Raw genomic sequence first — 24,050 nt, forward strand, 5'->3', positions numbered from 1 at the left:
CAGATTGCCTGCGTCAGCCTGCTTTTTAGTGGATACCCTGGCATAGAGCACAACTGATTCCTGCCCGTCAGTCAACTGACCGGACTGCAGTAGCCTGTTAAGTTCGTCCATAGAGTACCGGCGCTGGCCTCCAGGCAGACGGACGGGCTTGATTAAACCGCGCTTCTCCCAGTTGCGCAAGCTGTTCGGATGAACGCCCAATTTCTTTGCCGCTTTACTGATGGTTAATAGTTCCATAATTTTATGATAACTGTTTTGTTATATTTTATCAATATTTGTTGGCCTGTTGGTAACTGCTACAAACCTCCTTGAGATTGCTTTCGCGCGAGAAAAATACCTTTTCCTTAACATTTATTTTTTCAGTTTTATCTTTCTGACCGGCGGTCTGATTTTCCTTTTTTGCAAAAATTACAGGAACCTGTCCTTTTATTATAGTAAAAAATTTAACGGGCCGCGAGTTAACTGCCTCGCGGCCCTTCCAATCAGGGGTCCGGTTTATAAGCCCAACAGGGGTGTTAATGCAAGAACCCCGGCCAGCACAATGAGATAACCGATTATATCCAGGAGCAAGCCGTATTTGACCATCTGGGTAATGGGTACCATCCCCGAGCCGTAGACTATGGCGTTGGGAGGCGTGGAGACCGGTAGTACAAAAGCCATGCTTGCGCCCAGGGCAACAGCCACAGCGGGAGGAATGGGGTTTACTCCGGCAGCGCTGGCGATGCCGATGACGATGGGTACCACCATGGTGGCTGCAGCCGTATTGGAAGTTGTTTCCGTGAGCAGGATGGCCAGGCCCAGGGCCAGGGCGGTGATGGCCACCAGGGTATGGGCTCCTGTAATGGCTACTAGTCCTTTTCCGATAGCCTCGGCCAGGCCGGTCTTGAACATCATTTCACCCAGGGAAAGGCCTCCACCAAAGAGCAGCAGCGTGCCCCAGTCAATATGCACCGCCTGCTTCCAGTTCAAGGTGAACTCCCGTTTCTTGAAATCTACCGGCAGGAAAAAGAGCAGTGAAGCTGCAATAATGGCTACGCTGGCTTCCGGGAAAATGGCCTGGTAGGACTTGTAAAGGGGTGAGCCGGTACCGCCGCCAAAAAGGGCGATGAAACCCGGGGTGACCCAGAGGGCTACGGCCACCAGGAAAGCAATTAAAGCGTTTATTTCTCCCCTTTTCCAGGAACCCTGGGCTTTACGTTCAGCGGCAATGAAGGACGCTGCCCCCTTTAGGTCTTTCTGCGCAGATGGACACCGCCAGTTAAAATATAGCCAGAGTACCAGGAACATTAGCAGGGCGATGGGTAAAGCCAGCATCATCCACTGGAAGAAGGCTATGCGCACTCCGGTAGCCTTCTCAATGAGGCCAATGGTGATCATGTTCGGAGGGGTACCAATGGGTGTGGCCATTCCTCCTATAGAAGCGGCATAGGCAATTGTCAGAAGCATCCCGGTCTGATATTTGCTGTTATCGATTTCCCGGCCGTGCATGGTGGTAATAATCCTGTTCAGGGCCGTTAGAACGCCCAGGGTAATGGGGAACATCATGGCCGCGGTCGCCGTGTTGCTCAGCCACATGGAGAGAAACCCGGTTACTCCACCCACGCCTAGAAGAATCATGGTACTGGTCCGGGAAATGGAGCCCAGGGAAAGGATGCGCAGGGCAAAGCGCCTGTCCAGGCCGTGCACCTCCATGGCTTTGGCCAGTAAAAAGCCGCCCAGGAAAAGGAGGACGGTGGGATCGGCCATGGCCGTATAAGCTTCCCTGGCTGTGGCCACGCCTAAAACCACGGCAAGGGTTGGTCCCAGCATTGAAGCTACCGGGATGGGGATGCATTCGGTGATCCAGCAGGTAATGGTAAAGGCCATCACAGCTGCCAGGGCGTGCGCCTGGGGAGAGAGACCGGGCATGGGCCAGAAATAAATAGCCAGAAATAATGCCGGGGCCAGAAAAAAGCCGGCTGTACGTCGCATATGCTCGAAACGTTCTTCCGCTTCTGAAATTGCTTGTTTAACCGGCTGCATTTGTGTTCTGCTCAAAGCGTCAACTTTTGCAGATGACATATATCGCACCACTCCTTTTATGTATTGTTATTAACATTTGAAAAATAAGCTATTTTGTTCTAAATAATTAGTAAATCTTAAAATAGGTAAATGTTTGCTACTTTTTGAATATTGTAATGCTTCTTTTTATTTGATAGCAAGTATTTGGTCATATTGTTCATTATGTGCAATAGAATTCATCAGATTTTGCTGGTGCGCATTTGAAATATTACTTTAACTTATAAATTATAAGTTACCTATAAGAAATTACTTATAACGCAAAGTATTAAAATAGATTTCTTTCAGTCTCAGTTTGGTTTTAAAAGTTTATATTTTGCGATAAAAGCAGGGTTAATGGCAAAAAGAGCAGGCTATCATTTTTGAAAACTGATGAAGGAGATTTAACTGCCGTAGCGAATTTAAGCGGCTAAATATTTAATTCTTCGGGATTACTTATGATGAGGAATTCTAGAATTGTTTCCCGGTTAATTAAAATAGCGGGCAAAGAGAAGGTGTTTTCCTCCCCCGAAGACCTGTTCTGCTATTCCTATGACGGCACCTTTTTGTCTGTTGTTCCGGGGGTGGTGGTACGCCCTGCCTCCACACGGGAGGTGGCGGCCATATTGAGCCTGGCGTCCGCTGAGGGAGTTCCCGTGGTTCCCCGCGGGGCGGGGACGGGCTTGAGCGGCGGTGCCGTGCCGGTGGAGGGTAGCATCGTCCTCGACTTAACGGCCATGGACCGCATCCTGGAGATCGATACGGCCGACATGCTGGCGGTGGTGGAGCCGGGAGTGGTCACTGCCCGCCTGCACAGGGCGGTGGAGGAAAAAGGCCTTTTTTACCCGCCGGACCCTTCCAGCTCCAGCGTTTCCACCATTGGCGGGAACATTGCCGAGTGCGCCGGCGGTCCCCGGGGTTTGAAATATGGTGTCACCCGGGATTACGTGCTGGGACTGGAGGTGGTTCTGGCCGGCGGGGAGGTTGTGATGTGCGGGGGCAGGACGGTGAAGAATTCCAGCGGGTATGATTTGACGGGCCTTTTTGTTGGATCCGAGGGCACGCTGGGCGTGGTTACGCGGGCTGTCCTGCGCCTGATCCCCAAACCGGAGGCCAGGCAGACTTTGCGGGCCGATTTTAAAGCCATTGAGCAGGCGGCGGAGGCCATTACTGCGGTGCTCGGTGCCGGGGTGGTGCCGTCGGCCCTGGAGCTCATGGATGATGTAACCATCAGGTGTGTGGAAAATTACCTCCACACAGGACTTCCCCTGGATGTGGAGGCCATTCTTCTCGTTGAGGTGGACGGGCCGGAGTCAACCCTGGCTGAGCAGGCCGGGCTCATTGCATCCCTCTGTATAGAGCACGGCGCCGAGAGGGTGAGGGTGGCGCAGACGCGGAAGGAAGAGGCGGAGCTGTGGCGGGCCAGGAAAGCCGTCTCCCCTGCCGTGGTCCAGGTGAAGCCCACCAAGATTTCCGAGGACGCCACCGTTCCCCGCAGCCAGGTGCCGGCCTTAATCAGGGCCATTAAGGAAATCGCCCGCAGGTACCGGCTGACCATTGCCATTTTCGGCCACGCCGGGGACGGCAACCTGCACCCCAACCTGCTGGTGGATAAAGGCGATCCGGACGAAATGGCCAGGGCGGAAGAGGCCATCAAGGAGATTTTTCAAGCGGCCCTGTCCCTGGGGGGGACCCTTTCCGGTGAGCACGGTGTCGGCCTGTTAAAGGCGCCCTTTATGGAGCTGGAGTTTGGGCCCTGTGGGATGGCCGCAATGAAAAAAATAAAAGAGTCCTTTGACCCGTTCGGCATTTTAAATCCGGGCAAGATTTTTGGGAGGATTTGAGGGTTGCTGGAAAATAATGAAGAAGTAAGGTATCAGGTCAATCGCTGCAGCCGGTGCGGTTCCTGCCGGGAAGTTTGCCCTGTATTTTTACAGGCCGGCAGTGAGCCCTGGGTGGCCAGGGCCAGGGTGCAGCTTGCCGGTGCTGCCCTGGAAGGCCAGCTTCCCTTTTCCCGCCGCTTCGGCGAAATAATGGATGCCTGCCTGTTGTGCCGGGCCTGTGTTGCTCACTGTCCGAACGGGGTCAGGGTAGATGAGCTGGTGCTCTGGGCCAGGGCGGAGGCGGTCAGGAGGAAGGGGCTCTCACCGGCCAGAATGGTTCTCCTGCGCGGCGCCCTGCCTTCCCGCAGGAAGCTGGCGCTGATCAGCAGGATGGCCGCCCTTTGCCAGCGGGCGAGTATTTTGAAGAACTTCCGCGGCATGAAGCTGCCGGCTTTCCACACCCTTCCCTTTACACATTTATATCGCCCGGCAGGGTTAAAAAAGCCATCCTTTACCGTGGCCTACTTTGTGGGATGCATGACGCAGTATGTCTACCACCAGAGCGGCCGGGCCGTATTAAAAGTGCTGGAACAGAACAACGTGCAGGTACTTCTGGCCGGTTCCGGCTGCTGCGGCATGCCGGCCCTGGCGGCAGGAGACTTGAAAACGGCCAGGTTGCTGGCCAGGCGCAACGTGGAAAATTTCAAAAAACTGGGAGCAGACTTCGTCGTTACCGATTGCGCCACCTGCGGGGAAATGCTCAAGCTGTACGGCAGGCTGCTGGGGGATGAGGAGGCAGGGGAGCTGGCCGCCAGGGTGCAGGATATCACCTTTTTTCTCGTACACACCGGCGGCTTTCATGAGGGTAAAGTTAGGGTGCCACTGGTAGTTACTTACCACGACCCCTGCCACTTAAAGAGGGGGCAGGGGGTTTACCTGGAGCCGCGTAAAATCCTGGCCGGTATTGCCGGCCTTACCCTGGTGGAAATGCCCCGGAGCGATGCCTGCTGCGGCCTGGCCGGTTCCTTTGGTTTTACTCACCGCGAGCTTTCCCAAAAGATTTTGCGGGCGAAAATAGAGAATATCCGGGCTACGGGAGCGCAAGCGGTGGTTACGGGCTGTCCTTCCTGCCGCCTTCAGCTGGCCTCCGGCCTGGCAGGGGAAGGAGCGGCCCTGCCTGTTTTCCACACGGTGGAACTTCTCGCCCTGTCTTACGGTGGTTAAGGCATGACACCAGTTTTTACTGCAGGATAGTGTGCGCCCGGGAAGGTATGGTTCGGGTTGGAAGGGACGATAGAGGAGATGGAGCAAATGAAAGCCCCTCTTTTTGTAAAAATACGGCAGCATTTTCCCCGGCCGGTGATAAAAGATGTGCAGCAAAAGGTCCGCACCGAATTAAAGAAAGTTGATCTCCGCTCGCGGCTTAAACCGGGCCAGCGCGTGGCCATCACCGCCGGTTCCCGGGGTATAAAAAACATTGTGGCCATCCTGCGCACGGTGGCAGGGGAGATAAGGGCGGCAGGGGCGGACCCCTTTGTGGTGGCCGCCATGGGCAGCCACGGCGGGGGGAGCGCGGAGGGCCAGAAAAAGGTGCTGGCCTCTTTGGGTATTACGGAAAGCAGCGTGGGGTGCCCGGTAATGGCTGCGGATGAGGTGGTGGAGGTGGGCATAACAGCCAGCGGGAGGAGGGTTTTCTGCGATGCCCTTGCCTGGGAAGCCGGCGCTATCGTGGTGGTAAACCGCATTAAACCTCATACCACCTTCCACGGCCCGGTGGAAAGCGGCCTTTTAAAAATGATGGCTGTGGGTCTGGGAAAGGCCAGGGGTGCTTCTGTTTTCCACCGCACGAAGCCAGGTGAAATGTCGCAGGCGCTTCTGGAGATGGGAGAGGTCTTCCTGCGCTCGGGAAAGGTGGTGGCCGGCCTGGCCGTGGTAGAAAATGGCTACGAAGAGACCGCTATCGTGGAGGCGGCGCCTCCTGAGGAACTGGTATCGATGGAGACGCGCCTTTTAAAAGCGGCCTACCACCTGCTGCCCCGGCTGCCGGTAGACGAGCTGGACTTCCTGGTAGTCAGGGAAATGGGCAAAAATATCAGCGGTACGGGTATGGATGTGAACGTTATCGGCAGGATGAGGATGGCGGGTGTGCCGGAGCCGGAACACCCTTTTATTGCCCGGATCGTTGTTCTGGATTTAACCGATGAATCCCATGGCAACGCTACCGGTATCGGCCTGGCCGACTTTACCACTGCGCGCCTGGTGGAAAAGATAGACCGCGGGGCCACTTACCTGAACTGCATCACCAGCGGTAATGTGCAGCGGGCCATGCTTCCCATAGTTTTGCCCGGCGATAAGGAAGCCTTTGAGGCGGCTTTGAGGAGCCTGGGAGCGGAGGACACCTGCAGGTTGAGGGGAGCCATTATCAAGAATACTCTGGAGCTGGAATATCTCTGGGTTACGGCAAACCTGGTTGGTGAGCTGGCCTGCCGGAAGGGTGTGGAGATACTCGCCCCGTCACGGAAGCTGGAATTTAAGGATGTACTGTTATCTCTCGATTGACAACCGGCCACTGGTTTGCGGGCTGCCCGCTTAAATGTGGAGTGGCAGGATTTATCATCCCCAAAACGAATTTCCATAACCGGGAGCAATTGAGGGGGAGGTTATACTGATGCGCCTGTACCTGGTGGATGACCAGACCCTTACTGCCAGGGCCCTGCGGCGGGAATTAGCGTCCACGCTGGCCGGGCGGCCGGTCAGTGTAACAGTGTTGCATGCGGGTCTGGGGAACGGGGGCGCGGGTCTTGCTCCGGTGGGCGTGGAGGGGGTCAGGGAATTTTACGGCTCCCCGGCGGAGCTGGCCGGTAAACTGGCCGGGGCCGAGATCCTGGTGGTGCACAAGGCACCCGTAACTGAAGAGGTGATCGCAAGTGCACCCGGGCTGCGGCTGATTGCCTGTGCCCGGGCACACCCGGTGAATGTGGACGTCCGGGCGGCCTTGAAGCGGGGGATTCCCGTGGTGCATGCGCCGGGGCGGGCAGCCGATTCCACCGCCGATTTAACCATGGCCCTTTTGCTTTTTCTGGCCCGCAATATGGGGGAGACCTGCCGCCTGGTAAGCAATCTGGGAGCAGGCGCCTGGCAGTACGACTGCCGCAGCCGGCTGGAGGGAGTTGAGCTGGCCGGGAAGGTCCTGGGTATTATCGGTTTCGGCCAGGTGGGCCGCCGGGTGGCGGCCCGGGCGCAGGCCTTCGGCCTGAACATCCTCGTCTACAGTCCCCATGTAGATCCCGCTGACATTCTTGCTGCGGGCGGCCGGCCCGTAACCCTGGAAGAACTCCTGTCAGCTTCCGATTTTGTCAGCCTCCATACCAGGCCCACACCCGAAAAAAGGGGCCTGATCGGTGCACCCCAGCTGGCGCTCATGAAGAGCTCGGCCTGCCTGATCAATACCGCCCGGGGTGAACTGGTGGACGAGGAAGCCCTCTACCACGCATTAAAGGGAAAAAGAATCCGTGCTGCGGCGCTGGATGTTTTAATTTCAGAGCCCCCGCCGCCGGATCATCCTTTTTTTGCCCTCCCCAACGTCGTCCTGACTCCCCACCTGGGAGGTAAGACGGAAGCGGCGCCGGTGAAGGCGGCAAAAATTATTGTGGAAGAGATAGTTAATTTTTTAAGCGGTAAACCCCTGCACCATGTCATAAACGGGATTTAGGTTGTGCCATTCCTGCCAGAAATTTTGCCTTGTACTGCGCGCGTTCTTAATTTACACTTTTAATAAAGTCAAAATACTCTACAAGATGTGTCCGGCCCTTGCCGGCTCTTTTTTTGATTCAGAAAGAAAAGGGGTGTGGTGGATGAATAAGCGATTAATAAGGGTAATAATTTTTTTAATGGCCCTGCCTTTCCTGGTGACAGGGATGGCCGGTACCTGGAACAACCCCGCTTTATGTGTCTCACCGGCACTGGCTACGGAGGAAATCGGTCCCTCATTCCAGCAGGTGCCGGATTACCAGCCGCTGCAAAAGCAGCTGAAAGAGTACCTGGCCCGGCAGCCGGGAGTTTACGGCATCTATTTCAAGGACCTGCACTCCGGGGTCAGCTTTGATATCAACGGCGATGAGCCCGTAACTGCCGCCAGCACGGTGAAGGTACCCGTGGTTCTCTATCTGAACCATCTCGTCGCCCAGGGGAAGCTGGACTGGGACGACCGGGTGGTTTACGACAGCAAACAGGACTATCAGGGGGGAGCCGGTATCCTGCAGTTTGCCGCCCGGGACGGCGACAGCTATTCTCTGCGGGTGCTGGCCAACCTGTCCATAACCATCAGCGACAACATTGCCTACCGGATGCTGGTGCGCCACCTGGGTAAAGATAATGTGGCCCAATTTATGCGCGACCTGGGCGGGCAAACCGTGTTCCCCGGCGGGGAGAATATCACCACCGCCCGGGACATGGGCCGGTATATGGAGGCGGTGCTGGAATTCAGCCGTGAGCACCCCGCCCTGGGCGAACGCCTGCTGGATGATATGGCTCACCCCATTTACCATGTGGGCTTGCCCGGCAAACTCCCGCCGAAGGTAAGGGTGGCTCATAAGGAAGGGGATGTCTGGGGTGTGGCCAACGATGTCGGGATTGTTTTTGCCGAACACCCTTACATCCTGGTGGTGCTGTCCAGAGGGGAAACGGATGTGGATAAAGGATTTGCCCGCATTGCGGAGATTTCCCGGATGGTCTATGACTACCAGATGAACCTGAAGCGGTAATTGTCATGCCAAAGGCCCGGCGTTATGCAGATTGCGCCAGGCCTTTTTTTACACTCAAAACCTTTCTTTCTTTCCGGGGAGTGCCGGGAGCAAGCAGATCAAACCGTTAAGCTTTTTTCGCCACCAGATCGTCCAGTGTCTTAAAGGTGTACCCCCGGGCCCTGGCGTCTTTAAGGATGCGGTCCAGGGCTTCTGTGTTATCTCTGGATACGGCGTGCAGCAATATTACCGCCCCGTTGTGCAGGTTATCCATTACCGACTGGTAGGCTTCCTGGGGACCTCCGGGCATGGGTACCCAGTCCACCAGGGCCAGGCTCCAGAAAATGTTGTAATATCCCAGCTGCCTGGTTACGGCCAGGGTGCGTTCACTGTATTCCCCCTTGGGCGGGCGCAGGTATTTCATCTTTTTGCCGGTGAGGCTGGTGAAAAGTTCTTCCACCGACTGCAGCTCTTTCCTGATCTCCTCGTCGCTGATTTCGGGCAGGCTGGGATGGTTCATGGTGTGGTTGCCCACAATGTGCCCCTCAGCCACCATGCGCTTGACCAGCTCCGGCTGGGTTTTGAGGTAATGTCCGGTAACGAAGAAGGCGGCCTTGACGTTGTTGGCCTTGAGAATGTCCAGTATTTTAGGCGTATAGCCGTTTTCGTAACCTTCGTCAAAGGTCAGGTAAAGCACTTTTTCCTCGGGACTACCGATCCAGTAAGCGTCATACCGGGCCAGGGTGTCGCGGATTGCTTTGGGCATTTCCGGCTGCTGGTGATTGTCGTTGCGTTTAATACCCCAGCCGTGGCGCTCGTTGGACAAAGAAAGGGAAGGGGAGTTGCTGGCCTGGTTCTTTTTATCGCCGCCGTTATTTTCCCCGGTATTTTTCTTTTCATTTTCAGTTGGGGACCCTGCCTCATTATTGGCCGGTTTTGCCGGTTGCAAAGGGGGTACGCTGGCCGTTGTTTTTTCTCCCGCAGGCCGTGAAGAATAAACTTCCGTGGCAGTGGACTTCGGGGTGTCCGCCGCCAGGTACGTCCTGCCGGCATAAAAACCGCCGATAATTGCGGCCAATAAAAAGGCCACGATTGCTATGGCATATCGGGACAATGGGTTTTCCTCCTTTAGCGGGAAAAATCTCTGAAATTAGCTTGGGCAGGGATACGAGGAATTATTCCCGCCTTTAAGTTGATAAACTCAAAAATTCGACACCTTGCGTCGTTAACCTTCTTTTGTTAGGTAAGGATTTGTTACCGGGTTTATTCCAGATATAAAATGGCTATTTTCTGCTGCAATTCTTTTGTTCTTATATTTGCAATAGAAAAGATGGGAAAACTTAAAACTGTGACAAATTTATTTTAAAATTAAAAAAGAAACATCATATGAAAAATAAAATCTGTATTTTTAATAATAATTAACCAGATAATTATTATGTTAATATTGAAAGGATATCTTAAAACAATGTCGAAATATAAAGTGTCTAAATATTTGAACTCTTTTCGGAGAAAGAGGGGAAACGTATGCCTTTTAAGAAAGGCTATTCTCCTTACCTGTCGGATGAAAAGAATGGGGACGATCATTTGCTGGCTTTGCATAGAGCAGATCACCTGGCAATTGGTTGGCAAAGGGGGAAAATAAACGGGAAGCAGCAGTTTGACTCTATTCGTATTTCTTCCAGCGAAATTGGTCTTTATTATACTAATGGTCAGGCATATACTCTGGGCGTAAACAGTGCTTATGAATGTTTGACCGGCCTTTGCGGGGAAGAATTGTACGGGCGTAATATGAATGAACTGGTGGCCCACCGGTATTTCGATCGTTCGGTTTCCCTGATGGTTCTGGAACAGGGACGTCCTGTAACCATCCCCCAGCATGTACTCAGAACCGGACAGAAAGTGATGGTAACCGGGAATCCCGTATATGATGAGGAAGGGAAAATTATCCTGGTAGTAACTACGGTAAAGCCACTGAAAAAAGGGAAGCCTGCCACCATAACGCCGGCTAGTCATCTTGTTGAACTGGAAGGTATAGGACCGGTTGTGGCGGAAAGCGAAGCCATGAAGCGGGTGGTGCACAGGGCTATTCGTGCCGCATATTCAAATGCTACCGTTTTAATCCAGGGTGAGTCCGGTACCGGCAAGGAAATTGTGGCCAGGATCATCCACGAATACAGTCCGCGAAAACATAAACCGTTTGTTGTGGTTAACGCGGCTGCTATTCCAGGCGAACTTTTTGAAGCAGAATTGTTTGGCTACTACCCGGGTGCTTTTACGGGTGCCAGGAGGGAAGGTTATGCCGGTTTGGTTAAGGCTGCCAATGGGGGCACCCTGTTCCTGGATGAAATCAGCGAGGTTCCTTTATCTGTCCAGGTAAAGCTGTTGCGTTTAATTCAAAATAGAGAATTTTATCCCCTGGGCAGCGGCCGGCCGGAAAGGGTGGATGTGCGAATTGTGGCGGCATCCAATCGGGATCTGGTGAAACTTGTCCAGGAGGGGCGTTTTAGGCAGGATTTATATTACCGGTTGAATGTTGTACCGGTTTATATTCCTCCCCTGGCCAAACGGCAGGAAGATATAATTCCTCTGGCTAACCATTTTATTCAGTTTTATGCGGAACGTTATAATGCCGGTAAAAAGATTCTCACGCCGGATGCCTGCAGAGAGCTGTTAAATTACCGATGGCCGGGAAATGTACGTGAATTGCAGAATCTAATGGAACGGATTGTGGTTCTGGGATCCGGGGTAACAATTACTGGCCGGATGATATCCGATGAATTGCAATCCGACCAGCTCAGCGCCTGCTGTATAACAAAGGACAGCGAAAATAACCTGGAAAAGGCGGTAGAAGAATTTGAAAAAGATCTCATTAGGCGTACCCTGCAGATGTATCCCACCCAGGAAGAAGCGTCCCGGGCATTAGGAATTCACCGGACTACACTGGCCCGGAAAATAAAGAAATACTTTTCTTAAAGTCCTTAAACCGTGCAAAATTGCGCGGTTTTTTGTTGCACTAATGCTGCATGCAGAAGGGGATTTAAGAATACCGGGGAGTATGTCGGGCTTAAAACCCGGGAAAATCGAGATTTTAAGCTTATGGTGCTGTGTTTTTGTACAGGCATGAATTTTGAAAAGTAATCTTAATGTCAAATATCAAAACATTTTTACTGGCATGTGTGGAGGTGCTTCATAATGAAAATCAGTTATTTCTGGACATCAGGCACAATTATTACTGGATGGGGCAGTCTGGGGAGAATTGCGGATGAGGTGAAAAATCTTGGAGCAACCAGGATTCTCCTGGTGACAGATCCCGTGCTTTTAAAAACCGGTCTTGTGGATAAGGTGAGGGAGGCCCTTGCTCCCGCCGGCCTGGAAACCGGGCTCTTCAGCGAGGTGGAGCCCGAACCGCGCCTGGAGGTTGTGGCCAAATGCCTGCAGGCTGTTAAAGATGGTGGTTATGACCTGCTGGTGGCGGTTGGCGGTGGCAGTTCCATGGACGTGGCCAAAGCTTCCGCTGTTTTAGTCACCAACTCCGGAACGATTGATGATTACATTGGTGTTAATTTGATCCCCAGGCCCGGTTTGCCTGTTGTGGCGGTACCCACTACAGCGGGTACAGGTAGTGAGGTGACACCCATTGCTATTCTTTCCGATGAAAACGAGCAGCTCAAAAAGGGTGTGGTCAGCCCCTACCTTCTCCCCAGAGTGGCCATTGTGGACCCGGAGTTAACGGTTACAATGCCGCCCCACATTACTGCAGCTACCGGTATGGATGCCCTGACTCATGCGGTGGAAGCTTATATTTCCGTTAATGCCACCACAATCACCGATTCCCTGGCCCTGACAGCCATCAAGATTATTTCCCGTTACCTGCGTACAGCAGTGGCCAACGGGGAGGACAGGGAAGCCAGGGAGAATATGGCTATGGCCAGCCTGCTGGCGGGGATTGCATTTGCTAACGCCGGCGTGGGTGCCGTCCACGCGCTAGCTTATCCGCTTGGTGCGCAGTTCCACGTTCCCCATGGCGTGGCCAATGCGGTATTGCTACCTTATGTCATGGAATCAAACCTGCTGGGTGCCCTGCCCAGGTTTAAAGAAATGGCTTTAGCCATGGGTGAAAGGGTTGAGGAATTATCTGACCGTGCGGCGGCTGATAAATTCATAGAGGCTATCAAGCAGCTATCCACCGATGTTAAAATTCCCCTGCATCTCCGCGAACTCGGGGTAAATGCTGAGGCAATACCGGGCATGGCCGAGGGTGCTATAAAAGTAACCCGCCTGCTGGCCAACAACCCGCGCAAGCTCACGGTGGACGACATCAGGGAAATCTACGAAAGAGCATTCTAAAGGCAAAGAAAGGAAGACTCGAAACATGAGAGGCTTTTACGGACGATTGCTCCGCATTAACCTGTCAAGCAGGCAGTGGCAGGCGGAGGAAATTCCAGGTGAGGTCCTGGCTGCCTACCTGGGCGGTAAAGGTTTGGGTACTTACCTGATGCTCCAGAACATTCCGCCCGGGGCCGACCCCCTGGGTCCGGAAAACTGCCTGATATTCACCACCGGTCCCATAACAGATACAGCCATGCTTGGTTCCAACCGATTTGGAGTTTTTGCCAGGTCACCCCTTACCGGGTTTTACGGTGAGTCTTACTCAGGAGGCCAGGTTGGGGCGGCGATAAAGAAAACCGGTTACGATGCTATTATTATACAGGGCCAGGCAGAAAATCCAATCGTGCTGGAAATATCCGATCAGGGTGTCCGTTTCCGGGACGGTACAAAGCTGTGGGGTATGGATTGCTACGCTACAGAAAACGGGGCACTGGAGGAGGTAGGTACAGACGATGCCCAGGCAGTGGTGATTGGTCCGGCTGGCGAGAATCTGGTTTCTTATGCCTGTATAGAAAATAATTACTGGCGGTCTGCGGGGCGGACCGGCATGGGTGCCGTGATGGGGTCAAAAAAACTAAAGGCCATTGTTTTTCACGGCCGGGCTGCCTGTGAGCTGGCCGACCTGGCAGGTCTTAAACAATACGTGACCGGGCTGGCTCAAAAAGCCAGGGACAACCCCGGGGTACTCGGCTACCGGAAGTACGGAACACCCCAGCTTGTATCGTTATTAAACTCGGTTGGTGCTTTTCCGGCCAGGTACTGGTCGCGGGGAAGCTTGCCAGGATGGGAGTCGCTGACCGGCGAGTATCTGATCGAGAATTTTGAAGTGCAGCCCAGGTCCTGCCGTCCCTGTGTAATGGCCTGTGGCAAACTTACCAGGGTAACCAGCGGGAAATATGAAGGATTGGCGATCGAAGGTCCGGAATATGAAACTATTTATTCGTTTGGTGGATTATGCTGTATCCATGACCTGGCTGGAATCATTTACCTGAACGATATATGTGACAGGCTTGGATTGGATACCATCAGTGCGGGGAACATGGCGGCTTTTGCCATAGAGGCGGCACAAAGGGGAGCTCTGGACGTTAAAGTGGCTTACGGGGACGTGGAAGGTATTGCGCAGCTGCTTCACCAGATAGCCCGGCGGGAGGGCGTGGGTGACCTGCTGGCCCGGGGTATCCGTGTGGCGGCGGAAGAACTGAGGCTGGCCGATCTGGCCATTCATGTTAAAGGACTGGAACCGGCCGGCTACGACCCCCGTGTGTTGCAGGGCATGGGCCTGGCTTATGCTACCTCTCCCCGGGGTGCCTGCCACCTGCGCGCTACTTTTTATAAACCCGAACTGGCCGGGATTATTGATCCGAAAGTAACTCACGGAAAAGCAGAACTATTCATTGATTATGAGGATCGGCTGGCCATTTATGATGCCCTTATTCTCTGCCGTTTTTACCGGGACCTGGTTTTATGGGATGACCTGGTTACGCTGGTAAACGTTACCACAGGTTTGGGCGTGGACGAAGGACAGCTGCGCCGCATTGCCTCGCGCATAGTTAATGCTACCCGTCAATTTAACCTTTTACAGGGACTGACAAGGGAGGACGATAATCTACCGTTGCGCTTCTTTAAAGAACCGCTGGAAAACGGGGATGTTCTCCCGGAAGAAAACTTCAGGCAGATGCTGGCCGATTACTACCGCCTGCGCGGGTGGGATGAAGACGGACGTCCCAAAGAAGACATAACCACTTGAGCGCAAACAATTCCATGCTACTTTTGCTTTGAAGGTGGTTTTAAGGTTTTATTATGAAGAATTTAAGGAGGAGAAATAAAACATGAGGAACTGGCGCGCTATTAGACCCGATGGTGTTGAAGTACCGTACTGGCCTTTGGGCCCCTTTAAAATTAGATTGCCTGGCGTACATTACCGCTGGGAGTGGGCGGATTACATTCAGGGACTGGTTATGTGTGCCGTCTGCTTGTCTATTATCCCGGTTTTACAGGATACCCTGGGTATGCCCTTTGAGGTAGCCCTGGCCATTGTAGTGTTAAACGGTATTTTTTACTGTCTGCACGCTCTGTTGGGTGACCCTGTGGTACCCGGTTGGGTAACACCTGCCATCCCGTTACTTGTAGCTTATGTTTCCAGTTTTCCGCAAGGACCGGAAAGAATGCACGCATTAATTGCTTTTGAGCTTTTGTTAGGATTGTGGTGTCTCTTTCTGGGGGTTACGGGATTAGCAAACAAGGTAATTGCTTCAATTCCGCCGGCCATTAAATCTGGAGTGATTATTGGGGCTGGTATATCAGCCATATATATGATCTTTCAAAAGGGAGGACGTTTTGAACAATTCCCCATCACTATTACCATTGCTATTGGTCTTGCCTTTTGGATGATGTATGCCGAATCCTTTAAAAAACTGGCTGAAAGGAACAAGGTTGCCCGTATTATTTCCAACCTGGGTATTTTACCGTCCATATTGTTAGCGGTGTTTGTGGCAGCTTTAGTCAAGGAAAGTGGTTTCCCGGCAATTGAATGGGGTATCTCACGTCCCGACTTTGCTACTCTGTGGACCGATTGGGTACCATGGGGTACACTCGGCTGGCCTTCGATTGACTATTACATTAAAGCTTTCCCCCTTGTCCTGGCTGCTTATATAGTAATATTTGGGGATGCCGTTCAGTGCCAGGCTATTATCAAGGATGCTCAAAAATTCCGGCCCGACGATCCTGTCGACTATAACCCCAGCCGGGCGCACCTGGTAGTTGGGCTGCGTAACACCGGAATGAGTATTCTCGGCCCCGATATCTCCATGTGCGGGCCTATCTGGGCAGCCATGACCGTAGTGACTTATGAAAGATGGAAAAATGGCCGGGCGGCGATGGATTCTTCCATTGGTGGGGTGGGTTCTTTCCGGTTCGGGACTCTGACGGGCTACTTCATTTTACCTATAGTTAGCCTGGTAAGACCGATTCTGCCGGTGGCCCTCTCTCTGACCATGCTTATCCAGGGATTTGTTTCCCTGTATGTGGGAGTTAAAGAATCAAGAAATATTAAAGACCTGGGTATTGCAGGCATAGTGGGAGGTATGCTACTGGCCAAAGGAGCAGCTTACGCCTTCGGTGCGGGAATAATCATGTGCTTGCTGGTCTACGGGCGTAATTTCTTCCATGGTGACTCTACTCCCAAATTGTTCTCAGAAGAAGAAGTTTTTCAGCCAGCTGAAAAGGCTACCGGCTGTTAATATTGGTGATGTTCAAAAGATTTTGGTCCGGGGGCGGTGGGGGAATTCCCCCCCCCCGCCTTATTAATTGTCATTCCGGCAGGTAGCATGAAGGAGTTCCATTTCCGAATTTCCCGCGTTCCAGCCGTCGTTGTCCTGCAGGAGTTTATGTTGACAGCGGATAAAAAGCCCGGCGAACACAGTGCGGGTTGGGTATTGACACGGCGATGCTTTTCTGCTAATATAAAAACTGCGCCAGGAGAAAGTGAAACAGGCCGGCGTAGCTCAACTGGCAGAGCAGCTGACTTGTAATCAGCAGGTTGCGGGTTCGAGTCCCATCGCCGGCTCCAGTTTTTCCCGTGGAGGGGTTCCCGAGTGGTCAAAGGGAGCAGACTGTAAATCTGCCGGCTGACGCCTTCGCAGGTTCGAATCCTGCCCCCTCCACCACCTTATTTATCAACCGGACTTTTTCAAGAGAATAGGGTTTGAAAGAGTTCCGGTTCTGTGTTATAATATAATGTGGTAACTTTACGACGCGGGGTGGAGCAGCTGGTAGCTCGTCGGGCTCATAACCCGAAGGTCGTAGGTTCAAATCCTACCCCCGCAACCATGCCACTATAGCTCAGTAGGTAGAGCGCGTCCTTGGTAAGGACGAGGTCACCGGTTCAATCCCGGTTAGTGGCTCCAGTTTCAGAGGTCAGAAGTCGGAAGTCTGAAGTCGGAGGGAGTTGCGTGGCATCAGGTCTATTGAGGGTAATCAATTCTGACTTCCGATATCCGACAGCTGACTTCCATTGATGGCGGCGTAGCTCAGCTGGTTAGAGCAAGCGGTTCATACCCGCTGTGTCCGGGGTTCGAGTCCCTGCGCCGCTACCACAGGTGAATCACCAGCTTGACTGGAAAGCTGGTGATTTTTATTTTGTGCAGCAGGAATTTTGAGCCCTTTAGCGAATCTTGTGTCCTGTGGCTTATATTGCATGATTTAAAGAAAAGTGGTAATAATTTAGAAGTGTGTAAAAAAGTGGGTTAACGTGAGGAGGAGGAGAAGAAGACTATGGCCAAGGCCAAATTTGAGCGGACGAAACCCCACGTGAACGTAGGGACGATTGGGCACGTGGACCACGGGAAGACCACATTGACGGCGGCGATTACGACGGTGCTGGCGACGGTGGGTAAGGCGCAGGTGAAGAAATACGAAGAAATAGACAATGCGCCGGAAGAGCGGGAGCGGGGCATAACGATCAACACCGCTCACGTGGAATACGAGACAGAGAAGAGGCACTATGCCCACGTGGACTGTCCCGGTCACGCGGACTACGTAAAGAACATGATCACCGGTGCGGCCCAGATGGACGGGGCGATACTGGTGGTATCGGCGGCGGACGGTCCCATGCCGCAGACGCGGGAGCACATTTTGCTGGCGCGTCAGGTGGAAGTGCCGTACATTGTGGTGTACCTGAACAAGGCGGACATGGTGGATGACCCGGAGCTGTTAGAGCTGGTGGAGATGGAAGTACGGGAGTTGCTGTCGACTTATGAATTTCCCGGTGACGACGTACCTGTGATCACCGGTTCGGCGTTGAAGGCCCTGGAATGCGGCTGCGGGAAGCGTGAATGTGAATGGTGCAAATCCATCTGGGAACTGATGGATGCGGTGGACGAATGCATTCCGACGCCGCAGCGGAACATTGACAAACCCTTCCTGATGCCCATAGAAGACGTGTTCAGCATTACGGGGCGCGGCACAGTGGTGACCGGTCGTGTAGAGCGGGGCACGGTGAAGGTGGGCGATGAAGTAGAGATCGTAGGATTGATGGAGAAGCCGAAGAAGACGGTGGTCACGGGAGTGGAGATGTTCCGGAAGATTCTGGACCGTGGTGAAGCCGGGGACAACATTGGATGTCTTTTGCGCGGTATAGAGCGCAAGGAAGTTGAGCGGGGGATGGTGCTGGCGAAGCCGGGCAGCATCAAGCCGCACACCCAGTTCAAGGCAGAAGTATACGTGCTGACCAAGGAAGAAGGTGGGCGGCACACGCCGTTCTTCAACGGGTACCGGCCGCAGTTTTACTTCCGGACCACGGACGTAACGGGGACGATAACGCTGCCCGAGGGAGTGGAGATGGTAATGCCCGGGGACAACATTCAGCTGGAGATCAAGCTGATTACCCCCATTGCCATTGAAGAAGGGCTGCGCTTTGCCATCCGGGAAGGCGGCCGCACCGTCGGAGCCGGCGTGGTCACCCAGATTGTGGAGTAATTTCAGCAGGGCAGATGAAGAAGGAATTGCCAGCCAATTCCTTCTTCATCGCTTATGGTTTAGCTTATAAGAACCATGGTTAAAATTGTTACCTGGAGATATTATGGGTGCACCGGAGCAGGGGCCACTATTGACATCACCGGGGAATTATGTTACAGTGGATAAGGTTAATTCCAGGTATATGGGCAAGTGTTTTTTATTTTAGGAGGTGGCCACGATGCGGGTTAGTGTTACTCTGGCCTGCACGGAATGCAAGCGTCGGAATTATACTACCACAAAGAATAAGAAAAATGACCCCAACCGGATTGAGTTGAAAAAGTACTGCAAGTTCTGTCATACCCATACCCTGCATAAAGAAACCCGTTAACTTTCCCGCCGTGGCAGTCAGGTAATGAGGATTGAGGATGTGGCTGAACATGACACCGTTGAAAGGATTAATCAAAAGGGATGGTTCCCGGAACGAAGTGGCGGTTCGCGATGGGGCCAGGGCAGTAAAAAAGCCTGAAAAACGGCTTCCGGTGAAAAAGGAAAAGGTGAACCGCGTAGAACAGGTGAGGAGCTATTTTCGCGGGGTTTACAGCGAACTGAAAAAGGTTCACTGGCCTAACCGGCGGGAGATAGTTATTTATACGAGTGTGGTGCTGGTGGCCGTCACCATCGTTGGCATCCTGATCTGGATCTTCGATTCGCTGCTGAGCCGATTGCTGGAATTGATCATTAAATAAGGGCCAAGGGGGTGGGGGGCCTTAAGTTTTCTTGAGGTCCCTTGTATTTATGGGTGAAAAGGGTGAAAAACACTGGTACGTTATTCATACCTACTCGGGGTATGAAAATAAAGTAAAGGCGAACCTGGAAAAGCGGATCGAGTCCATGAACATGGAGGATAAAATATTTCGCATCCTCGTACCCATGGAGGACGAGGTGGAGATAAAGGACGGCAAGAAAAAAATAGTCAAGAAAAAGATCTACCCCGGTTATGTGCTGGTGGAAATGATCATGACCGATGATTCCTGGTATGTGGTGCGCAATACTCCCGGCGTTACCGGGTTTGTTGGTTCCGGTTCCAGACCCATCCCCCTGACCGATGAAGAGGCCATGCAGATAATTGGGAAGACTTTATCCGAGACCCCGCGCCCGCGCGTTGATTTAAATGTTAATGAGCGTGTGCGGGTTACTTCCGGTCCCTTTGAAAATTTTGAAGGTATTATTGAAGAAATCGATCCCGACAAGGGAAAATTAAAGGTAATGATCTCCATGTTTGGGCGGGAAACTCCCGTGGAGCTGGATTTTTCCCAGGTGGAGAAGATATAGGCGGCAAGGAGGTGTTCATGATATATGGCAAAAAGAGTGGCGGCAGTAGTCAAGCTACAGGTTCCTGCAGGAAAAGCCACCCCGGCACCGCCGGTTGGTCCGGCTCTGGGCCAGCACGGGGTGAATATTATGGCCTTTGTTAAGGAATTTAACGAGCGCACGGCTGCGCAGGCTGGCCTGATTATTCCGGTGGAAATAACCGTTTATGAGGATCGCAGCTTCACCTTTATCTGTAAGACACCGCCGGCTGCGGTGCTGTTGAAAAAGGCCTGCGGTATAGAAACCGCTTCCGGTGAACCCAACCGGAAGAAGGTGGCCAAGATCCCCCTGTCTAAAGTACGGGAGATTGCCGAAACAAAGATGCAGGACCTCAATGCCAACGATATTGAAGCTGCCATGCGCATGATTATGGGAACTGCCCGCAGCATGGGCATCGAAGTTGTTGAGGGGTAGGCTGCACGGCAGTGGGAGGAAATATTCCGCCAGGACCACAAAGGAGGTTGAGAAGATGCCGCGACATGGCAAGAAATACCTGGAGGCAGCCAAGAAAGTGGACCGTACAAAGCTGTACGATCCTGCCGAGGCCCTGGCTCTGGTGAAGGAGATGGCTTCGGCTAAATTTGACGAAACCGTAGAGGTAGCTGTAAAACTGGGCGTGGACCCCCGGCATGCGGACCAGCAGGTGCGGGGAGCGGTGGTCCTGCCCCATGGAACCGGTAAGACAAGGACTGTACTGGTTTTTGCCAAAGGGGAAAAGGCTAAGGAGGCCGAGGAAGCCGGTGCGGATTTTGTTGGGGCGGAAGATATGGTGGCCAAGATCCAGCAGGAAGGATGGCTGGGTTTTGACGTGGCCATTGCCACTCCCGACATGATGAGCCTGGTTGGCCGCCTGGGCCGGATTCTGGGCCCGCGGGGACTGATGCCCAACCCCAAGACCGGTACGGTTACCTTTGATGTAGCCCAGGCAGTTAAAGAAGTAAAAGCAGGTAAGATAGAATACCGGGTAGATAAGGCCGGTATAATCCATGCTCCTATAGGAAAGGTATCCTTTGACGTGGAAAAACTGACCGAGAACCTGCGCACCCTGGTGGAACAGCTGATCCGGGTTAAACCGGCCACCACCAAAGGCCAGTACATTAAGGGTATTACCGTCTCTTCCACCATGGGGCCGGGGGTTAAGGTGAATCACCTGAAGATAACCGCCTGAGGCAACGCGGCACCAATGCGATTCAACGGACATGTACTTAAAAACTTCATAACCGCACCTAGCTGTAGACAGTTGGTGTCCTGTACTTAATGGCATCTGCCGCCAACCGAGGCCGGGGTTTTGAATAAGCTGCTGCCTTTCTATGGGCGGGCCCTGTGTCTTTTGCTGCAGGTGCCCGCCCATTTTGGTTCTTGAACAACGGAAAGGGGGTGTAACCGGATTTTATGCCTACCAGGGAAGAAAAACAGGCCATACTGGCTGACCTGACGGAAAAGTTCCGGAAAAGCAAAGCCGCTGTTCTTACTGATTTTCGCGGGCTGGATGTTACGTCCATGACCAGGGTTCGCCGGCGCCTCAGGGAGTCGGGCAGTGAGCTGAAGGTGGCTAAAAATACCCTGACCCGCCTGGCGGCGAAAGAAGCGGGTTTGGAAGGACTGGAGCCCTACCTGGAAGGGCCTACGGCCATTGCCTTTGGTTACGAGGATCCTGTGGCTCCGGCCAAGGTCCTGTCCGAGCTGGCCCGTGAATTTAAACAGCTGGAAATAAAGGCCGGGATTCTGGAAGGTAAGGTCATTGATGTGGAGGCTGTTCGCCGCCTGGCCGACCTGCCCTCCCGGGAGGTCCTGCTGGCCAAGGTGGCCGGTGGTATGAAGGCTCCCCTGTATGGTTTTGCCTGCTCCCTGCAGGGTCTCCTGCGCAACCTGGTTTATGTGCTGGATGCTGTACGCAGGCAGAAGGCCGGGGAGGCAACTACTTGAGAAAATTGCCATTGAACGCAAGATATATCAAGGAGGTCAGAGTTAATGTCCAAGGTTAATGAAATTCTCGAAGCTGTAAAGGGATTGACCGTACTGGAGCTGGCCGAGCTGGTCAAAAAGTTTGAAGAGGAATTTGGCGTAAGCGCTGCTGCTCCTGTGGCCGTGGCCGCTGCCCCGGCTGCTGCAGGCCCCGCTGCTGCGCCGGCAGCCGAGGAGGAGCAAACCGAGTTTGATGTCATTCTCACCGCTGTGGGTGATAAGAAGATCAACGTTATCAAAGTGGTACGGGAAATTACCGGCCTCGGCTTGAAGGAAGCCAAGGAAGTGGTAGATAATGTTCCCAAGCCCATTAAGGAAAAGGTAAGCAAAGAAGAAGCCGAGGCCATCAAGGCCAAACTGGAAGAGCAGGGCGCTACGGTGGAAATCAAGTAAATTCACCGCAGGCCAGTATTACGGGTCACACTGCCTGGAGGTGGTGTGGCCCGTTTATTTTAAACGCAATCTTTGCCCCTGTACCATGTTAATTTGCTAAGATTCTTCCGTTATGGCAAATGTTACATTGACGCATAAATTTTCACGATCTATACTCCTTTCCAAAAGAAAATGTCAGGCTGGCGACAAAGTGCCCCCGGGGTGTGCCCTGGTTTTACTCGTCGTTCCCGGTCGTTTCTCTGGGCAGGCCTTAAGGCCCCGGCCCGGGTCCGGCGGGTTCCGGCCACATTCACATCTCCTGTGTTCAGGTGGCTTCTGCAAACATCCTGTTCGCGGCATGGTCTGGCCCGACAGCGCTCACTCCGGGTCGCTCCTGCTGTAAAACCAGGACATATGGCGAGAATGTCTTCATTCTGTCCTTTCCAAAGGAAAGGTGTCTGCGGAATGACTGATAGTGAGGGAACGGCAACCGGTTTTCGGGATGACCCTTTTCCCGGGGATGTGCTGGAACAACTTTATTTAGCCCGGGGGGTGGATTTAAGGGGTTACCGGTCCTCTACCGTCCAGCGGCGTTTGAGCCGTCGCCTGGCGGCCACCGGTTGCACCACCTGCCGGGAGTATTTGAACCTTCTGAAATCCCGGCCCGAGGAATATGACCGGCTGATTAACTCCTTAACCATTAAGGTATCGCGCTTTTTCCGGGATCCCCATGTCTTCCGGGTTCTGGCCCGGGAGGTACTGCCCCGGCTGGCCGGGGCAGCATCTTATCTCTGTGTCTGGTCCGCCGGCTGTGCCCAGGGACAGGAAGCCTATTCAATGGCCATATTGCTGGAGCATATAAAGGAGACCCGTTTCCCCTCTTTAAAAGCCAGGGTGGTGGCCACGGATATTGACCGGGATTCCCTGGTTGGGCTGGGCGAATACCCCGTGGAGATGCTGGCGGAGGTGGATAGTTACTTTCTAAAAAAATATTTCCGCCGCGAAGGCAGCCGCTACCGGATCAGAGGCCCCAGGTGCTTATTCTGGACCTGCTCATGCCAGATATGACCGGTTTTGAGGTGATTGACGAACTTGCCGCACACCCTGAATGTTCGGATACGCGTATATTTGTCCTGACGGCCAGGGATTTGACGGAGGAAGAAAGGCGTACACTGGAAGAACGGGTGGCGGCAGTCACCCGGAAGGGCCAGATCTCCAGAGAGCAGTTTCTGGCCCGTATAAAAGCCCTTTGTAACAGTTAAGGGGGAAGGAGATTTATGGCGCCGCTGGTTGTGATCATTGAAGATAATCCCCTGAACACCAAGCTGGTCCGGGAAATTTTGCAGGCCTATGGTTACAAAACCAGGGAAGCAGCCACTGCGGAACAAGGTCTGGAGATGGTGCGCCGGGAGAAGCCCGATTTAATTCTCCTGGATATTGAGCTGCCCGGAATGGACGGGTTGCAGGTCGCTAGGCTGTTGAAGGGAGATCCTGCCACGCGGGATATTCCTGTCCTGGCTGTGACAGCCTATGCCATGAAGGGAGATGCGGAGAAGGCCCTGGCAGCCGGGTGTGATGATTATATCAGCAAACCAATTCGTGTCCATGATTTTCTATCCCGGATTAAAAAATTTGTTGAGAAAAATGACCGGGATGATAAGCCCTCTCTTAAAACCAGCCCTTGACAACCCAGTTGGAATATGCTATCATGTCTAAACGTCCATGCAAATGTGTGCGGAACGGGGACCGGATTTTAATTCCGTATCCGGTATGTATGAATAATTTTCTTTGCGGAAATAATAACCAGGCATAGCTTTTTATGTTGCGCAGGAAAGCGAGGTTTTCAACACGGGGGAAAACCTTGCTTTTCGTTGTTTTTTAATTTTGGGGGGTGTGA

The 24,050-nt window shown here is 53.1% G+C and carries 23 protein-coding genes and 5 tRNA genes; 25 read left to right on the top strand and 3 right to left on the bottom strand.

Going from position 1 to position 24,050, the window contains the following annotated elements; translation table 11 throughout:
- Together BUB44_RS07020 and BUB44_RS07025 are read right to left on the bottom strand one after the other, a co-directional pair.
- Positions 1-237, bottom strand: a 237-nt coding sequence (locus BUB44_RS07020) for a MerR family DNA-binding transcriptional regulator (RefSeq protein ID WP_114362115.1), incomplete at its 3' end; no start/stop codon positions are given.
- A gap of 258 nt (positions 238-495) precedes the next feature.
- The gene (locus BUB44_RS07025; RefSeq protein WP_207545630.1) at positions 496-2,061 is read right to left on the bottom strand and encodes an SLC13 family permease; all 1,566 of its coding nucleotides are present in this window, start codon (positions 2,059-2,061) and stop codon (positions 496-498) included.
- Between the two features lie 437 nt (positions 2,062-2,498).
- On the opposite strand from BUB44_RS07025, the gene BUB44_RS07030 reads away from it, so the two are divergent.
- From BUB44_RS07030 to BUB44_RS07050, 5 genes are all read left to right on the top strand, one after another.
- Complete coding sequence (locus tag BUB44_RS07030; protein ID WP_073164579.1) at positions 2,499-3,881, top strand: FAD-linked oxidase C-terminal domain-containing protein; 1,383 nt, start codon at positions 2,499-2,501, stop codon at positions 3,879-3,881.
- Between the two features lie 3 nt (positions 3,882-3,884).
- The gene (locus BUB44_RS07035; RefSeq protein WP_073164582.1) at positions 3,885-5,084 is read left to right on the top strand and encodes a (Fe-S)-binding protein; all 1,200 of its coding nucleotides are present in this window, start codon (positions 3,885-3,887) and stop codon (positions 5,082-5,084) included.
- Between the two features lie 87 nt (positions 5,085-5,171).
- Entirely contained in the window at positions 5,172-6,419 is a 1,248-nt protein-coding gene (locus BUB44_RS07040) for a nickel pincer cofactor-dependent isomerase, group 22 (RefSeq protein ID WP_083543142.1), read from the top strand.
- Between the two features lie 109 nt (positions 6,420-6,528).
- Positions 6,529-7,572, top strand: coding sequence for an NAD(P)-dependent oxidoreductase (locus tag BUB44_RS07045; RefSeq protein ID WP_073164588.1), 1,044 nt, complete (start codon positions 6,529-6,531; stop codon positions 7,570-7,572).
- 142 nt (positions 7,573-7,714) lie between these two features.
- Positions 7,715-8,623: a serine hydrolase gene (locus BUB44_RS07050; RefSeq protein ID WP_034635653.1), complete on the top strand. Its 909-nt coding sequence runs from the start codon at positions 7,715-7,717 to the stop codon at positions 8,621-8,623.
- A 106-nt stretch (positions 8,624-8,729) separates the two neighbouring features.
- On the opposite strand, the gene pdaA is transcribed toward BUB44_RS07050, so the two are convergent.
- Complete coding sequence (pdaA, locus tag BUB44_RS07055; RefSeq protein WP_073164591.1) at positions 8,730-9,716, bottom strand: delta-lactam-biosynthetic de-N-acetylase; 987 nt, start codon at positions 9,714-9,716, stop codon at positions 8,730-8,732.
- Between the two features lie 410 nt (positions 9,717-10,126).
- Here pdaA and BUB44_RS07060 point away from each other — a divergent pair, with 410 nt between their 5' ends.
- The 20 genes from BUB44_RS07060 (at position 10,127) to BUB44_RS07155 (ending at position 23,838) form a co-directional block, all read left to right on the top strand.
- Positions 10,127-11,575, top strand: coding sequence for a sigma-54 interaction domain-containing protein (locus tag BUB44_RS07060; protein WP_073164594.1), 1,449 nt, complete (start codon positions 10,127-10,129; stop codon positions 11,573-11,575).
- 219 nt (positions 11,576-11,794) lie between these two features.
- Positions 11,795-12,949, top strand: a complete 1,155-nt coding sequence (locus BUB44_RS07065) for an iron-containing alcohol dehydrogenase (protein WP_073164596.1) — start codon at positions 11,795-11,797, stop codon at positions 12,947-12,949.
- A 25-nt stretch (positions 12,950-12,974) separates the two neighbouring features.
- Positions 12,975-14,738 (top strand): aldehyde ferredoxin oxidoreductase family protein, encoded by a 1,764-nt coding sequence (locus tag BUB44_RS07070; protein WP_073164599.1) that lies wholly within the window; start codon positions 12,975-12,977, stop codon positions 14,736-14,738.
- 82 nt (positions 14,739-14,820) lie between these two features.
- Positions 14,821-16,230, top strand: coding sequence for a solute carrier family 23 protein (locus tag BUB44_RS07075; RefSeq protein WP_034635645.1), 1,410 nt, complete (start codon positions 14,821-14,823; stop codon positions 16,228-16,230).
- Positions 16,231-16,483: 253 nt separating this feature from the next.
- Positions 16,484-16,559 (top strand) — tRNA-Thr (locus BUB44_RS07080).
- Between the two features lie 11 nt (positions 16,560-16,570).
- A tRNA-Tyr gene (locus BUB44_RS07085) sits at positions 16,571-16,656 on the top strand.
- Positions 16,657-16,743: 87 nt separating this feature from the next.
- A tRNA-Met gene (locus BUB44_RS07090) sits at positions 16,744-16,819 on the top strand.
- Position 16,820: 1 nt separating this feature from the next.
- Positions 16,821-16,896, top strand: a tRNA-Thr gene (locus BUB44_RS07095).
- A gap of 112 nt (positions 16,897-17,008) precedes the next feature.
- Positions 17,009-17,085, top strand: a tRNA-Met gene (locus BUB44_RS07100).
- Positions 17,086-17,263: 178 nt separating this feature from the next.
- Positions 17,264-18,466 (top strand): elongation factor Tu, encoded by a 1,203-nt coding sequence (tuf, locus tag BUB44_RS07105; RefSeq protein ID WP_073164602.1) that lies wholly within the window; start codon positions 17,264-17,266, stop codon positions 18,464-18,466.
- Positions 18,467-18,683: 217 nt separating this feature from the next.
- On the top strand, positions 18,684-18,833 hold the full coding sequence (gene rpmG / locus BUB44_RS07110; protein WP_027357627.1) for a 50S ribosomal protein L33: 150 nt from the start codon (positions 18,684-18,686) through the stop codon (positions 18,831-18,833).
- A 49-nt stretch (positions 18,834-18,882) separates the two neighbouring features.
- Complete coding sequence (gene secE, locus BUB44_RS07115) at positions 18,883-19,191, top strand: preprotein translocase subunit SecE (protein ID WP_083543143.1); 309 nt, start codon at positions 18,883-18,885, stop codon at positions 19,189-19,191.
- Positions 19,192-19,240: 49 nt separating this feature from the next.
- Positions 19,241-19,777 (top strand): transcription termination/antitermination protein NusG, encoded by a 537-nt coding sequence (gene nusG, locus BUB44_RS07120; RefSeq protein ID WP_027357629.1) that lies wholly within the window; start codon positions 19,241-19,243, stop codon positions 19,775-19,777.
- Positions 19,778-19,801: 24 nt separating this feature from the next.
- Positions 19,802-20,230: a 50S ribosomal protein L11 gene (gene rplK / locus BUB44_RS07125; RefSeq protein ID WP_027357630.1), complete on the top strand. Its 429-nt coding sequence runs from the start codon at positions 19,802-19,804 to the stop codon at positions 20,228-20,230.
- A gap of 55 nt (positions 20,231-20,285) precedes the next feature.
- Positions 20,286-20,984, top strand: coding sequence for a 50S ribosomal protein L1 (gene rplA, locus BUB44_RS07130; RefSeq protein WP_027357631.1), 699 nt, complete (start codon positions 20,286-20,288; stop codon positions 20,982-20,984).
- Positions 20,985-21,208: 224 nt separating this feature from the next.
- Positions 21,209-21,742 (top strand): 50S ribosomal protein L10, encoded by a 534-nt coding sequence (gene rplJ, locus BUB44_RS07135; RefSeq protein WP_027357632.1) that lies wholly within the window; start codon positions 21,209-21,211, stop codon positions 21,740-21,742.
- 45 nt (positions 21,743-21,787) lie between these two features.
- A complete protein-coding gene (rplL, locus tag BUB44_RS07140; RefSeq protein ID WP_027357633.1) occupies positions 21,788-22,174 on the top strand; it encodes a 50S ribosomal protein L7/L12 in 387 nt (128 codons plus the stop codon).
- A gap of 444 nt (positions 22,175-22,618) precedes the next feature.
- Positions 22,619-23,221, top strand: coding sequence for a CheR family methyltransferase (locus tag BUB44_RS07145; protein WP_073164605.1), 603 nt, complete (start codon positions 22,619-22,621; stop codon positions 23,219-23,221).
- The gene (locus tag BUB44_RS07150) at positions 23,188-23,415 is read left to right on the top strand and encodes a response regulator (RefSeq protein WP_073164608.1); all 228 of its coding nucleotides are present in this window, start codon (positions 23,188-23,190) and stop codon (positions 23,413-23,415) included. The genes BUB44_RS07145 and BUB44_RS07150 overlap by 34 nt, the downstream gene beginning before the upstream one ends.
- Positions 23,416-23,430: 15 nt before the next feature.
- Complete coding sequence (locus BUB44_RS07155; RefSeq protein ID WP_073164611.1) at positions 23,431-23,838, top strand: response regulator; 408 nt, start codon at positions 23,431-23,433, stop codon at positions 23,836-23,838.
- The last annotated feature ends 212 nt before the right edge of the window (positions 23,839-24,050 follow it).

Source organism: Desulfofundulus australicus DSM 11792 (assembly GCF_900129285.1).
GTDB lineage: Bacteria > Bacillota > Desulfotomaculia > Desulfotomaculales > Desulfovirgulaceae > Desulfofundulus > Desulfofundulus australicus.

Excerpts from the sequence above, each read along its gene's own strand:
- BUB44_RS07075 (WP_034635645.1), top strand. The coding sequence starts at position 14,821 with ATGAGGAACTGGCGCGCTATTAGACCCGATGGTGTTGAAGTACCGTAC.
- BUB44_RS07045 (WP_073164588.1), top strand. The coding sequence starts at position 6,529 with ATGCGCCTGTACCTGGTGGATGACCAGACCCTTACTGCCAGGGCCCTG.
- BUB44_RS07060 (WP_073164594.1), top strand. The coding sequence starts at position 10,127 with ATGCCTTTTAAGAAAGGCTATTCTCCTTACCTGTCGGATGAAAAGAAT.
- rplA (WP_027357631.1), top strand. The coding sequence starts at position 20,286 with ATGCCGCGACATGGCAAGAAATACCTGGAGGCAGCCAAGAAAGTGGAC.
- BUB44_RS07065 (WP_073164596.1), top strand. The coding sequence starts at position 11,795 with ATGAAAATCAGTTATTTCTGGACATCAGGCACAATTATTACTGGATGG.
- secE (WP_083543143.1), top strand. The coding sequence starts at position 18,883 with ATGACACCGTTGAAAGGATTAATCAAAAGGGATGGTTCCCGGAACGAA.
- rplL (WP_027357633.1), top strand. The coding sequence starts at position 21,788 with ATGTCCAAGGTTAATGAAATTCTCGAAGCTGTAAAGGGATTGACCGTA.
- rplK (WP_027357630.1), top strand. The coding sequence starts at position 19,802 with ATGGCAAAAAGAGTGGCGGCAGTAGTCAAGCTACAGGTTCCTGCAGGA.
- BUB44_RS07070 (WP_073164599.1), top strand. The coding sequence starts at position 12,975 with ATGAGAGGCTTTTACGGACGATTGCTCCGCATTAACCTGTCAAGCAGG.
- BUB44_RS07030 (WP_073164579.1), top strand. The coding sequence starts at position 2,499 with ATGAGGAATTCTAGAATTGTTTCCCGGTTAATTAAAATAGCGGGCAAA.
- BUB44_RS07145 (WP_073164605.1), top strand. The coding sequence starts at position 22,619 with ATGACTGATAGTGAGGGAACGGCAACCGGTTTTCGGGATGACCCTTTT.
- BUB44_RS07025 (WP_207545630.1), bottom strand. The coding sequence starts at position 2,061 with ATGTCATCTGCAAAAGTTGACGCTTTGAGCAGAACACAAATGCAGCCG.
- nusG (WP_027357629.1), top strand. The coding sequence starts at position 19,241 with ATGGGTGAAAAGGGTGAAAAACACTGGTACGTTATTCATACCTACTCG.
- rplJ (WP_027357632.1), top strand. The coding sequence starts at position 21,209 with ATGCCTACCAGGGAAGAAAAACAGGCCATACTGGCTGACCTGACGGAA.
- tuf (WP_073164602.1), top strand. The coding sequence starts at position 17,264 with ATGGCCAAGGCCAAATTTGAGCGGACGAAACCCCACGTGAACGTAGGG.
- BUB44_RS07050 (WP_034635653.1), top strand. The coding sequence starts at position 7,715 with ATGAATAAGCGATTAATAAGGGTAATAATTTTTTTAATGGCCCTGCCT.
- BUB44_RS07155 (WP_073164611.1), top strand. The coding sequence starts at position 23,431 with ATGGCGCCGCTGGTTGTGATCATTGAAGATAATCCCCTGAACACCAAG.
- BUB44_RS07040 (WP_083543142.1), top strand. The coding sequence starts at position 5,172 with ATGAAAGCCCCTCTTTTTGTAAAAATACGGCAGCATTTTCCCCGGCCG.
- rpmG (WP_027357627.1), top strand. The coding sequence starts at position 18,684 with ATGCGGGTTAGTGTTACTCTGGCCTGCACGGAATGCAAGCGTCGGAAT.